At 59.1% G+C, this 13633-nt stretch carries 6 protein-coding genes; 5 read left to right on the forward strand and 1 reads right to left on the reverse strand.

Translation table 11 applies throughout. From position 1 onward, the window contains the following. Positions 1–530: apolipoprotein A1/A4/E family protein (locus HQL56_12560; GenBank protein MBF0310350.1), on the forward strand; the 530-nt coding region annotated here is incomplete at its 5' end. An 8-nt stretch (positions 531–538) separates the two neighbouring features. After that, entirely contained in the window at positions 539–2740 is a 2202-nt protein-coding gene (locus tag HQL56_12565; GenBank protein MBF0310351.1) for a tetratricopeptide repeat protein, read from the forward strand. Positions 2741–3208: 468 nt separating this feature from the next. Here the strand turns inward: HQL56_12565 and HQL56_12570 are convergent, their stop codons facing one another. Continuing rightward, the gene (locus HQL56_12570) at positions 3209–9403 is read right to left on the reverse strand and encodes a DUF3320 domain-containing protein (protein ID MBF0310352.1); all 6195 of its coding nucleotides are present in this window, start codon (positions 9401–9403) and stop codon (positions 3209–3211) included. Between the two features lie 433 nt (positions 9404–9836). On the opposite strand from HQL56_12570, the gene HQL56_12575 reads away from it, so the two are divergent. From HQL56_12575 to HQL56_12585, 3 genes are all read left to right on the forward strand, one after another. Next, positions 9837–10517, forward strand: coding sequence for a glycosyltransferase (locus HQL56_12575; GenBank protein MBF0310353.1), 681 nt, complete (start codon positions 9837–9839; stop codon positions 10515–10517). Between the two features lie 184 nt (positions 10518–10701). Continuing rightward, positions 10702–12399: a hypothetical protein gene (locus HQL56_12580; GenBank protein ID MBF0310354.1), complete on the forward strand. Its 1698-nt coding sequence runs from the start codon at positions 10702–10704 to the stop codon at positions 12397–12399. Further along, positions 12396–13633 (forward strand): glycosyltransferase family 39 protein (locus HQL56_12585; GenBank protein ID MBF0310355.1); only part of this gene is annotated, 1238 nt, incomplete at its 3' end. The genes HQL56_12580 and HQL56_12585, both read left to right, overlap by 4 nt.

A 13633-nucleotide genomic window follows, 5' to 3' on the forward strand; every position in this document is an offset into this window, starting at 1 on the left:
GGATCGAGACCACCCGTGCCGATCTGAACGCCAAGATCGAGACCACCCGTGCCGATCTGAACGCCAAGATCGAGACCACCCGTGCCGATCTGGACGCCAAGATCGAGGCCACCCGTGCCGATCTGGACGCCAAGATCGAGGCCACCCGTGCCGATCTGAAGCGGGACATCAAGGAACTCGATATCAAGCTCGAAACCACCCGTGCCGATCTGGACGCCAAGATCGAGTTCACCCGAGCCGATCTGAAGCGGGATATCAAGGAACTCGATACCAAGATCGAGACCATTCGTGCCGAATTGAATGCCAAGATCGAGACCACCCGTGCCGATCTGAAGCGGGACATCAAGGAACTCGATACCAAGCTCGAAACCACCCGTGCCGAACTGATCGCCAAGATCGAAACCTCCAAGGCCGAACTGAAGGGGCAGATCGACGCCACCAAGGCCGAGCTGGTCAAGTGGATGGTGGGTTTGACTCTGGGGGTGATGAGCGGGATCCTCTTCGCCGTGCTGCGCCTGGCGGGACATTGATCCCGGGTATGAAACCGAAATCGAAAACGTCCCGCAGCCGGGCGGCGCCCCCTTCATCCCGGACCAAGGCGAGAACCTCTCTGGAAGAGGCTTGGCAAGCCTGGCGCGACGGTAATCCCGCCCAGGCCGCCCAGTGGCTGGACCGCGCCGCGCCGCAAGATCGCGCCTCCGCTTCCGGGCAGGCGTTGGCGGGGCAACTGGCGTGGCGCGGCGGACGCCTGGCCGAGGCGGTGACTCTGCTGGAGGCCTCCCTGGTTCTGGAACCCCGTCAGGCGGAGGTTTGCATCGCCCTGGGATCGGTGCGACAGGCCCTGGGCCAGTTGCCTGCGGCGGAAATCGCCCTGCGACAGGCCCTGGCGTTGGCTCCCAATCCCCAGGTGGAGAACGATCTGGGCACGGTTCTCGACGAGTTGGGCCGCTCCTCCGAGGCCCTGGCCTGTTATCAGCGGGCCCTGAAGGCCCTGCCCGAGCGGGCTGCCGTTTTCTACAACAATATGGGCTCCTCCCATCTGGCCTTGAATCAGCCCCTGGAGGCCATCGCCTGTTATCAGGAGGCGTTGCGTCGGGATCCCTCGATGGCGCGCACCCACAGCAATTATCTGATGTTGCTGCAATACGACGCCAGTCAGAACCGGGATGCCCTGTTCGCCGCCCATCGCCACTGGAGCGCCGGCCATTGCGCCCGCATTCCGGCCTTCAGCGCCTGGGCCAATGCGCCGCAGCCCGAACGGGTACTGCGCATCGGTTTTCTCTCGGGAGATCTCTACAACCACCCGGTGGGCCTCTTTCTGCTGCCTTTCGTCGAAGGCCGGGAGGATGGCGCAACCGAGGTCTACTGCTATCACAATCGTCCGAGGGAGGATGATGTCAGCGCCCGGTTGAAACAGGCCAGCCGGGAGTTCCGTTTCGTGGGGGGGCTCAGTGACGCCGCTTTGGCGGAAGCCATTCGCCAGGATCGCATCGATATTCTGGTCGATCTGGCGGGTCACACCGGCGGGCACCGCCTGACGGTGCTGGCGCGGCGTCCCGCGCCGGTTCAGGCCACCTGGCTGGGCTATTGGGACACCACCGGCCTGCCGGCGGTGGATTATCTGCTCACCGACCAGGGCACCGTGCCTTTCGGGGAGGAGCGCTGGTTCACCGAACGGCTGGTGCGTCTGCCCGGCGGGCGGTTTTGTTATACCCCGCCGTCCTATGCCCCCGAGGTGGCTCCCGCACCCTGTCAGACCAGGGGGTTCGTCACCTTCGGCTCCTTCAACAACCTCAACAAGGTGACGCGACAGGTGGTGGCCTTGTGGGCGCGTTGTCTGCGGGAGGTTCCCGAGGCCCGGCTGGTGCTGAAGTGGCGCACTTTGGCGGAGGAGGGTATGCGCCGGCAGTTTCTGGACTGGTTCGGGGAGGAGGGCATTGCCGCCGAGCGCCTCGATTTGCGTCCCCGTTCGCCCCATCCGGCCATGTTGGCGGAATACGGCGATCTCGATCTGGCCCTGGATCCCTTTCCCTTTTCCGGCGGACTGACCTCATTCGAGGCCTTGTGGATGGGGGTGCCCATCGTGACGCTGGGGGGGGACCGCCCGGTGTCGCGACAGACCACGGTATTTCTGCGCGGCGTGGGTTTGCCGGAGCTGGCGGTGGCCGATGCCGAGGCTTATGTGGCCAAGGTGGTGGAGCTGGCGCGACAGCCGCAACGGTTGCAGGCATTGCGGAGCGGCTTGCGGGAGCGATTGCGCACCTCGGTGTTGTGTGACCGGGCGGCTCATGCCCGACAGGTGGGGCAGGCGTTTCGCCACATGTGGCGTCGCTGGTGCGCGGAGGAGCGTCTGCGCCAGGGGCGGACGGGCGGGGCGGAGGCCTTGCCGCTGTTTCAGGAGTCCCTGGCGGCGCTGCAACGGGGGGATTGGTTACAAGCCGAGAGCTGTTGTTTGCAGGGCCTGGCCAACGAGCCGCATCGTCCCGACGGCTGGACCTTGCGCGGCATGATCCTGCGCCGTGCGGGCCGGGCGGAAGAGGCTTTGCGGGCTTACGAACAAGCCATCGCGGCGGACCCGAACTACGCCGATGCCCACCACAACCGGGGCAACCTGCTGCTGGGCCTGGGTCGGCTGCAGGAGGCGAAGACCTCCTTCGAGCAGGCCCTGCGCGCCAACCCGCAGCACGAGGCCTCCCTGGCGGGAATGCGGGAGGTCACGCAGCGGCTTGGGGGGGGATGAAAGAGAGGGGTGAAGTCGGACCACTGCTCGATGCGAAAGGCGCGGATGTCGCGCACGGACCTGGAAAACCAGACCAGCGCCTTCAAGGCCTGTATGGAGTCCAGGGGGCACCCCTGGGACTTTCCTTTACGCCGTTGGCACAATCGATGCGGTATCGGGGCCGGAACAGTAACACCATTTCTTGGCAGTGGGGAACCTGCAGAGCGCCCGAAACGCGCTTAAAGCCATGGTTGCCCAGGATGACGCCGATGTCCGCATAGGCCTGGGCAACGCCCTGGGGAAAGTGCCCCCGGTTGTCAAGGGGCGATGTCAACGATTACGGCAAACCTTCAACCACCTTTGGGGCGATGTGAATGGAACGTCGAAGCTTTGGCGTTCCGGTCTTGCTTACGGGGTTTTTTGCCCATGGGATGACGAGGTTTGTTGCGTAATTTCCGGTACAGAATTCTCCGTGATGAAGGCGGGATGTTATTCGCTGGTTTGTTGTTCTGAAGAAGCTTTTTTCCATGCCATATCCAAGCGGTCCCGATTTCCGACGGAGCGCAGTTTTTGCAGTCCAGCCTCTCGCGCCATGCGGAGAATGGCTGTTTCCCCGTCCAATCCTTTGGTCTGCATCTCTTTGGCGAGGGCCATCAACTCGGGTAAGGCCACTTCATTGAGTGGACGAGGTTCGTTCCCCTCCGCAGGTCGGCGGAATGTGGGGAATTGATTTGTTTCCGAGCGAATCTTCCAAAAAAACAGGCCTACGGGTTCCTCGGTAACGGTGCAAAGCTCTTTGGCCATGTTCAGTACGCGGTCGCGGATTTGGTGGCCGCATCGGGTCCAACCGTGGATATGAGTGATTCTCAGGGCCAATGCGTTTTCGTGAATCGGTCCCTCAGTGTCGACGACAGACTGGATCATCTTTTTCAGGGAGTCTTCATATCTGGGTTCGTAGAACGCCTTTGGGTCGGCGGCCATGACGGATGACGGATCAGCTTTTATATAATAAGACTGATCTGTGTTGTTGTTTGCTTTGTTTGCGGCGTTATTTATATTAGTTATATCGTTAGTTTGTTGCGAGTTGGCATCGTTCAAGATTTCTGTCTGGTTTTCTTGTTGTTTTTGGAGTTCCGCTTTTCGTCGGTTGCGGCTGTTGTCCAGCAACTCCTCCAATTTGCCATGCAGCTTATCCAGTGCGTCCTCGGCGTTGATCCACCAATCGGTTGACCAAACGCGCAGAATTTCCCAACCCAAACCTCGCAAAATCTGTTCTCTCAGTTTGTCCCGGTCGCGGGCAGTGGCCGAACGGTGATAGGTGGCCCCGTCACATTCGATTCCGGCGAGATAACGTCCCGAGGCATCCGGATCAACCACTCCCAAATCGATACGAAAGGAGGAGACGCCAACTTGGGAATGGATATGCCACCCCTTTTGTTGTAAGGCGTGGGCGATACTTTTTTCGAGTGGACTCTCGTAGTCCCCCAATGGGCCGAAAACGGCCTCGGCAAGGGCGCGGGATCCTTTTTGGGAAAAGTCCAGGAAATGTTTCAGATCCTGGACTCCCCGTGCCTGGGTTCGGGAGAGATCGATGCGGTCCGGTGGCAGGCTGGAGAAAACCACCATTTCATGTCGTGCGCGCGTGATGGCCACGTTCAAGCGGCGCTCTCCGCCATCCCGGTTCAGCGGGCCGAAGTTCATTGAAACGGCCCCGGTGCGATCCGGGCCATAGGTAATGGAGAAACAGATGATATCCCGTTCATCGCCCTGGACGCTTTCGAGATTCTTTACGAAAACCTGCTCCAGTTTGTTTTCGGCGAAGTGGATTTCGATGGAGGGATCCTTGCGTCGTTCCTCGTCGAGCAAATCTTCGATCAAGCGTTGCTGCTCGGCGTTGAAGGTGACCACGCCAAGGGTGGATCCGGCATTGATAAAACGGGCATCTTTCAATCGGGATACAACGAAGGCCACCAGTGCGCGTGCTTCGGCCAAATTGGTTCGTGAACCGCCTTTCTCGTAGACCCCGTCCGCTACGAAATGGAACCGGACGGCTCGATCCCGGGTGACCGGGGAGGGGAAGGTGATCAGTTTGCCTTGGTAATACCGGTGGTTGGAAAAGGCTATGAGGCTTTCATGACGGCTGCGGTAGTGCCATGTCAAGTGGTGTATGGGAATGCCGGATCCCAAACATTCGTCCAGGATGCTCTCCATGTCCCCTTCAACGTCTTCGGCGTCGGCTTCGGATTCCGCCCGGTCAAAAAAGCTGGTTGGGGGAAGTTGCTTGGGATCGCCCACCATGACCACCTGTTTGCCACGAGCGATGGCTCCGATGGCGTCCCAGACCGGGATTTGGGAGGCTTCATCGAAGACCACGACATCGAATGCGGTCGTATCTGCCGGAAGGTGTTGTGCGATGGAGAGGGGGCTCATCAACAGACAGGGGGTGAGACGCGGCAGAATGGTGGGAATTCGACCAATCAACTCACGCAGGGGGAGGTGACGTTTTTTCTTTTGCAGTTCGTTTCGCAGGATGCCCCATTCCGAATTACCTCTCGTGCCAGCGTGTCCGGGAATTTTTGCGCAAATGCCGGCCCTGACAAAATTACGGGTCAGTTGGGTGAAGTGGTCATCCAGGGAGCCGAAATCGGCGATGCGTTTTTCATGTTCGGCCGAGACAAAGTTCCTTAGAATGTCATTGTTATCCACCAGGGCGTTTAGCCACCAGCGGGCGTAGGCGTACTGGAAGACCTTGACTGTGGAATCCGGCGAAATCGTGCCTTGCTCGATGGTTTGGACCAGTGATGCCAGACCGTGTCTGATTGCCTCGTCACGGCAATTGTACCACGCGCACCAGCTTCGGACTTTGGCTTGCTGACGGATGAGTCCACGACAAATCTCGGCGAGGGCAGGCAGGGTTTCTCCGAAACGCACACTGTTTTTGTTCGGGTTGTTGCAAGTCAGTTCTTCGAGAGTCGTCATGGCGTTGCGGAAATGGCCGAAGGCCTCTATGTAGCCTGTACAGGCCTCCCCGACGGTTCCCGTGATTGAAATAAGGGTGTTACCATCCCCAAGAAGTTTTGATAAACATTCCTTAACGACATTTATTTCGTCGGGTGTTTTGGTGAGCTTTGTCAGGGCTTCGGCGATACGTTCCTGAAAGAGAATAACGTCGGCAATTTCATCCTCGGAACTGTATCGTCCATTCCAAGCACCATTCGTCTTATCAGTGAGATAATTGAAATTAACCAATGAGCTTTCGATCGTTTTTATTTGTCTCATTCGCTCCAGATTGTCAGCCATTATTGATCCAAATTTCCCATTGGCGATCTCCTCCAACCCTTCGTCACGCCAATCTTCGCGCTTGTGGGCCGAAGAGAGCGCCACATGAAATCGCAAGACACTTTGAACCCGCTCCGGGTGGGTGGACAACCCTTGCCAGAGTCCGTCGCTTTTGGCTTGCAGGTGATCCAGGGTCTTCAGTTCTTCTTCCACCTCAAGACGGGACACCAGTCGCTGGAGATCGTTGGTCGCCTCAAGAACACCCTCTCCAAACATAAGAGCGGAAAGGGCGCGTCGTACGCGATGCCGCCTCAACACGCTAAAAGGCCACAAGGATCTTTCAGCCCGCTCCAGATTGGCCTTGAGTTGCCTCACGTCCAGGTTGGCAACCTCGGGACGATAAGCAACGGACAGCTGAGCGGTGATTACCCGGTGTTGGGCCAGCAACTCCATGCCTCTTCTTAATCCCTCAAGTACCTCCTTCTCGGCAGGTTTCGCAAGCTGGGCGCGTAACTCACTGCAACGTATCAGCAGGGTACGACCTTGTTTCAAGGCTTGGGTCAGCGATGGGGCATCCGGTCGGAGTACAAAACGCCAATCCTTTCCGGAGGCCTGAGGAAGTGCGTTGGCGAGGGTAAATAGACCTTCGGCTACCGGATGTGTCAGCAGAAAGTGCGGCAATCCGGAAAGGCGAATAAAGGTATTGGCTTGTTGTTGCACGGTTTCAACGGCGGATGCAACGCCGTGAAGGGCCTGCATCAGAGCTTCTTGCCAACGAGGTGACCACTCCCCACGAGCGATTATGCTTAACGGAGAACTGGCCAAATGCTCGATTTGGGCCGCATTGACAGCCAATCGATCAGCCAGTTGTCTCAGTTGGTCCAAATCCTCCCGCCCATGGGTATCGGCATCGTGCCAGGGAAAGGGCAGGACCGGATGGATCGATCCTCCTTCCACCACGATCCCCAAAGCGTCGAACGCGCTTAATCCGTTGCGGTGTTTGAAGTGAAGGTGGTGGACAAACTGGTTGAGTTGATTCCTTAATACTTGAAGTCTGTTTGCCTCTTGGTGCCATTCCTGAAGATCTGTATTGCTTTGGGCTTCCATGGATTGCTTCAACTGTGCCAATACATCCAACTTTTTGGCTCTGTTGGAATGCAACTCCAGGCAAAACTCTCCCAAGCCAACATCACGCAACCGCCGGTAAACCACATCGAGCGCGGCCATCTTTTCCGACACAAATAGAATGGTCTTTTGTTCCGCCAGACACTGGCTTATCAGATTGGCAATGGTTTGACTTTTCCCTGTACCCGGAGGGCCGACCAGAACAAAATCCTTTCCTTTCGCGGCGGCCATAATGGCGGATAACTGAGAGGAATCGGCGGGTAGCGGGCAGAATACCTGTTCCGGTCCGTGCAAGGTGTCCAACTGACGGGGATTGGGAAACTCCACCGGGCTTGGATAAGTTTCCCTGGGTGTTTCGATCAGGTGCCGTACTACCGGGTTTTGTTTGAGCAACTCGGTCCGGTCGACCAGATCTTTCCACATCAGATACTTGGCGAAGGAGAAAGTGGAGAGTACGACATCTTTCACCACCTCCCATCCTTCGATCTCCTTAACCGCCTGAGTGACCCCATCCCAGATGCGACCGATGTCCAGCCCATGGTCATCCCTTGGCAGTTCTCCCGATGCCAACGGGATGGTGAGCTTGAAATCCTGCTTGAGCATCTCCAGCAGGGTCGGATTGAACCGGGGTTCGTCGTCATGCAGTTTGAGGGAGAAGCCTGAACGAACACTTTTTCGTTCAAGGGTGACGGGTATGAGAAGTAATGGGGCGAGATGTTTCTTTCCCTCTTTGGAATCCTTGGTCCAGGCCAGAAAACCCAAAGCCAGGAAGAGAATGTTTGCACCACCTTCCTGTAACGACAAACGCGCCTCGCGGTAAAGTCCGATAAGTCTGCTTTCCAGGTCGGGGGGGGGAAGCGAGACGAAAATCTCCTTGCGCAACAGTGCGTCGCGGGCGTGTTCCCGCAGGATATCCTCACCGGTTCTGTTGGTGTGAATGATCCGGCTTCGAGGGTCGTTTCCCTCCATGAGATCCGGTCTGGAAAGGAGTTTAAGCGTATGACCGTCGGCCAGAAGATCCTCGATCCGGCCGGGATCGGGGGCTTCCAAGGTAATCGTCTTGCTGCCGCTGCGGAAATTGAGGAGTTTGTTGCGCAGGGACAAGTCCAGTAATTTGCGCTGCCAGCGGTGGAGACGGTCTTCCACTTTGCCAAGCGGCGACGTTTCAGCCTCAACACTGTCTTCATCCGGAAAAACTGGGGCTTCGGCGAAAACAGGTTCGGTACCTTGGGAAGGTGCAGACTCCTGGGGTAACAGGCTTTCGGCGCTGGACAGGGGTTTGATCCGTTGCATCCGTGCTCGCCGTATGTCTACCGCAAGCTCGAAGGGGTGTTCTGCCGTCTCGGCGAGCTGAGAGGTTCCCCGATCCGATGCAATGGTAAAGGGTGGACAGGGCCGATGGGTAATCAAGGTGGTTTCGAACAGCGCCAGCTCCTGTAACATGATGCGCTTGCGCAGGGCAGTCACGTCATCCACCACCGATGTCGAAAACTCTTCCTCCTTCAACCATACTCCGGCAAAAGCATGCCCTTGCGAAAAGACGATCAACGGATTCAGTCCGCACTGTTCGAGGCATGCGCAGAATAGAACGGTAAGATCCAGACAAGTGGCCAGGCCGCTCTCGCATATTTGGCTGGGGCTGCGCACCTTTTGACCGGTATGTTCGAAACTGGCCGGGGGTAGGGCATAGTCGAGCCCATGAGAGGCAATCGCTGACCATATCGCCGAGGTTATCTCCCAGGCATGTTTCGATCCATCCTTGTAACCGTTCAGGGCACTTGATCTGCCGTGCTGGCGTAAGGTTTCGGCAGCTTTTTTCAGAAGACGATCCACTGCCGGATCATTGGGTTGGACAAATGCCGCAACCATTTCCGGCATGTGTCCAACTCCGCCCCACTGGTTGCGAGGAAGCAATTCCAGAGTTGCGTCGAGGCTGGCGATACTATCTGGTCCTGCTTTCAGAACGAAGTTCGCTACCGCCTTCTCCGATTCGGTAAGCCGACCCAGTAACGCCCCGTCCAGGAGGATATCCAAATCGGTCAGATGAAATTTCTGCCCGGCCCCGAGGCGATCAAGATGCCATACCTTGGACTTGAAAAAGGGAGGTGAGGAAGAAAGAGTGAGCTCCACATTGTCCAATGTGGTCTTTCCTTCGTTGAACAGAATGATCTCACGAATAATAGACAAGGCATTATGGTAGAAAGACAGATTTAGTTTTGGAATCAGGGTGGCTTGCAGTCGAACGGAAGAATCGTCGGTAAGCTTGGAACCAATGGACATGGCAGTAAGCCTCAAGATTAAAGAATCATGCCAGATATAGCAGGAGAACGGATTGTCAGGTAAAGGCCAAAACAGTATCACACCTCCTGCATGCTGTGGAATGGATAAAAGAAATTCATCGCATGGAGAAGTCTGTAACGTATCATATTTATAAAAATACGAATACAAATATAATATATAATAGTTATATTATTTATATAGATTAATATAATATATTTCTGCGTTGAAATATTAACAAATTTTTACCTGATTCATATATATATTTTAGGGTCTGGTCTTCTCGCCGGTGAGACCCCTTTATCGGGTAACCTGTTGGTTGTTCCCTCTCCCCGACAGCAGCGCCTTTTATTCCCCCAACGAAATGGGTACCGTATGAGGCCCGTGGAAGCCATGCGCGTTTGCTTCCCGTATCCTTTCGATGGACGTAATCTGCATGAACCACGATGTCACCGCCGTCATTCCGGCGCTCAACGAGGCCTTGACCATCGAGGAGGTGGTGCGGGGCTGTGCGCTGCATGCCGGGACGGTTGTGGTGCTGGACGGGCGGTCCGTCGATGACACCCGCGAGCGGGCGGAACGCGCCGGAGCCCAGGTTTTCATGGCTTCCCGTCCCGGCAAAGGGGCGGCTATCCGCGAAATCGCTCCTCATCTGACCACCCCCTTCGTGGTCTTCATCGATGCCGACGGCTCCCATGTCATCGACGACATCCCCAGCCTGCTCGCCCCGCTCCGCGAGGGGTGGGCCGACCATGTGCAGGCCTCCCGGCTGATCGGCGGCTCCTCCGAGTTGCACGGCTCCTTCGACGAGTTCTTCCGCCTGGCGGGCAGCGCCTTCGTCACCGCTTGTATCAACAAACGCTTCTCGGTACGCTTGAGCGAAAGCCAGAACGGCTTTCGCGCCATGACCACCGCGCTGTTGCGGCAGCTCGATCTGCAAGAGGCGATCACCACCATCGAGCAGGAGATGGTCATCAAAACCCTCTGTCGCGGGGCAAGACTGCTGGAAGTGCCCAGCCACGAACACAAGCGGCGTCATGGCCGCTCCTCCATCCGTTTGGGAAAGGTCTGGTTCCGCTATGGCTACTCCCTGGTCAAATACCTGTTTTGTTGGTAGCTGTTCTGACCCTCTCACGTCACGGCAGGAGTGTGTCAACGGTGAAAGGAAAAGTCCCAGGGGTGCCCCCCGGACCCCATGGGGTTGGAGGTCAACGGCAAGAGTCCCAGGGCGCTGCCCTGGACCCGTCGGAGGGGATAATCCCCCCCGAACCCCCGTATACCTGAACAGATACTTTTGTTGAATGATCATCCTCGGGATCTGGGACGGTCACGATGCCGGTGCAGCCCTGGTGGAAGAGGGGCGGTTGACCGTCGCCGTCAATGAGGAGCGCCTGAGCCGGCGCAAGCTGGAGATCGGCTTTCCCCACCGGGCCATCGCCGAGTGTCTGGCCTTGCGCGGGCTGTCTCCTCAGTCGGTCGATGCGGTGGGGCTCTCCACGAGTGATGTGGCCAAGACCCTGGGACGCCTCTTGCCCTGGACCATGGAACAGCACTATCGGGTGCGGCGGCGGCTGGTCGATCCCGGTTGGGGCAGTCTGCTGACCCGTCGGCTGAAATACCGCCTCACCGAATGGCCCGGCAACGGCCTGACGCGCCGTATCAGCCGGGAGTTGGTTGCCCGGAAGCTGGCGGACCAGGGCCTTCGCGCCCCCCTGGAGCTGGTGGATCACCATCTGGCCCACGCCGCCACGGCGGCCTTCATAGGGCCGGCCCCCCGCGGGCTGGTGCTCACTCTGGACGGGGTGGGGGATGGTCTCTGCGGTCTGATCGGTTCGTTCGAGGCTGCAAGGGGCCTGAACATCCTCTCCCGTCTGCCGGTGCGGCACTCCCTGGGGCTCTTTTTCGAACACGTCACCGCCTTGCTCAACATGCGGGAACTGGAAGACGAGGGCAAGGTGATGGCCCTGGCGGCCAACGCCCTGCCGGTGCCCGATGCCCGCAACCCCATGCTCGCCCTGTTCCGGGTGGAGGGGCTGCGGCTGGTGGGGCGGTTTCGCGGGGCCGCGCTGCATCGCGAGCTGGCCCGGATCTGTTGGCGCAACACCGCCGAGCAGTTCGCCTACATGGCGCAACGCACCCTGGAGGAGTTGGTGGTGCAACTGGCCCGCAACGCCCTGGCCGCCACCGGCGAGAGCCATCTGGCCCTGGCGGGAGGGCTCTTCGCCAACATTCGCCTCAACGGCCGCCTGCGCTTGTTGCCGGAGGTGGAGAGCTGTTTCGTCTTTCCCCACATGGGCGATGGCGGTCTGGCCGCAGGGGCGGCCTTGCTGGTGCATCGACGGCGATTTCCCGAATGTCCCTTCCAACCCCTGGGTCATCCGGGGTTGGGGGCGGTTTACGGCGATGCCGAGGTGGGGCAGGCTTTGCGCGAGGCGGGGGATCTCGTTTGGCGGCGTTGCGAGGATCCCGCTATGGAGGCGGCCCGGCACCTGACCCGCAACGATGTCGTCGGCTGGTTCCAGGGGGCCATGGAGTATGGTCCCCGTGCCTTGGGAGGGCGCAGCATCCTGGCTTCGGCCCAAGCCCCCGGCCTGGCCCGGCGGCTCAACGTGCGTCTGAAGAAACGCACCTGGTATCAGCCCTTCTGTCCCGCCATCCTGGAGTCGGATGCCTCGGAGCTGCTGGAGGATCTGCGGGGTCCGCCCAACCGTCACATGACCAGCGCCTATCGTTTCCGGGAGGGCTTGCGGGAGCGGCTGGCGGATGTCTCCGGCCCCGACGGCTCCTGTCGGCCCCAGATCGTGGCGGACGACGCGGCGGACCCCTTCGCCCGGCTCCTGCAGGAGACCAAACGGCTCACCGGTCTGGGCATCGTGCTCAACACCAGCTTCAACCTGCACGGCGAGCCGCTGGTGCGCACCCCCCAGGAGGCGTTGCGGGCTTTTCGGGATACCTCTCTGGATCACCTCTTTCTGGCCGGGTACCGGGTTTCACGATGATGGCGCGTCTGGTAATGGTTCTGCTGGCCGGGGCGATGTTGCTGTCCGGGGTGGTGGTTCGGGGCGGGGAGTATCTCGAACGCGCCGCTCTGCAGGAGTGGCTGGCCGAATGGACCGATCCCTTCCTTCGGCTGCTCCTGCTGCTGATTCTGCTGGCGGTGTTGTTCAACCGGGAGGGGCTGGCGGCCCTTTGGGGTCGGTTGCCCCGCAACGTCCGCCGGGGGCTGCCTTTGGTCTGCCTGGGGGGCATGGCGGCCACCGCGCTGTTGGCCCCGTCCACCCATCGCATCTATTACGACGAGACCATCTACCTCAATATCGCTCAGAACATGGCCCAACTGGGCCAGACCCAGATGTGCAACTCCGGCGGTACCGAGTACGGTATCTACCGTTGCGACCGCCCGGAGTACAACAAACAGCCCAACGGGTACCCTTTTCTGGTCAGTCTGGTCTATCGGCTGTTCGGTGTATCGGAGAGGGTGGCTTTTCTGTTCAATAATTTTCTGTTGGGGCTGGCGGCGCTGACGGTGCTGTTCATCGCCCGGGAGATCAGCGGTTCCTGGCGGGGTGCGGGGATTGCGGCGGCGGCGGTGGTGTTGAATCCGCAGAATCTGCACTGGTACAACACCACCGCCGCCGAACCGGCGGCAGCCGTGACCACGGCGCTGGTGGTGCTGGCGGCGCTGTGGCATCGGCGGCAGGGGGGGGTGGCGTCGTTGTTTCTGCTGACGGTGTTGTTGGCCTTTTCGGGCCATTTCCGTCCGGAGTCGTTGTTGATCGCCCCGGTGGTGTTGCTCTTGCTGTGGCGTTCACTGAAAGCGCCGGAGGTTCCGGGGTTTCTGGTCTTGCTGGTGCTGCTGCTGTTGCCGCTGGCATTGCATGGTGCGGTGTTTCACGGCCATCCCTGGGGCAGCAGCGGCAAGCCGTACAGTTTCGACTATCTGAGCCTCAATCTGCAGGTCAATTTGGGTCACTACTTCGAAAACCGGCATTTCCCTTTTGTTTGGACCTTTCTGGCCCTGGCGGGTTTGATTTTGCCGGGGGAGGGGTTGGGGCGGCGCTTGGCGGTGGGGCTTTGGTTTTTGTTGTTCTGGGGGGTGTTCCTCTTTTTTTACGCCGGCAGTTACGCCTATGGGGCGGATGTGCGGTATGCCCTGGTTTCGGCCTTGCCGTTGGCGGTATTGGCGGGGGGGGGTGGGGGGGGGGTGTGTCGGCCGGTGGAGCGGCGGTTTCC

The sequence above is a fragment of the Magnetococcales bacterium genome, from assembly GCA_015231925.1.
Taxonomy (GTDB): domain Bacteria; phylum Pseudomonadota; class Magnetococcia; order Magnetococcales; family JADGAQ01; genus JADGAQ01.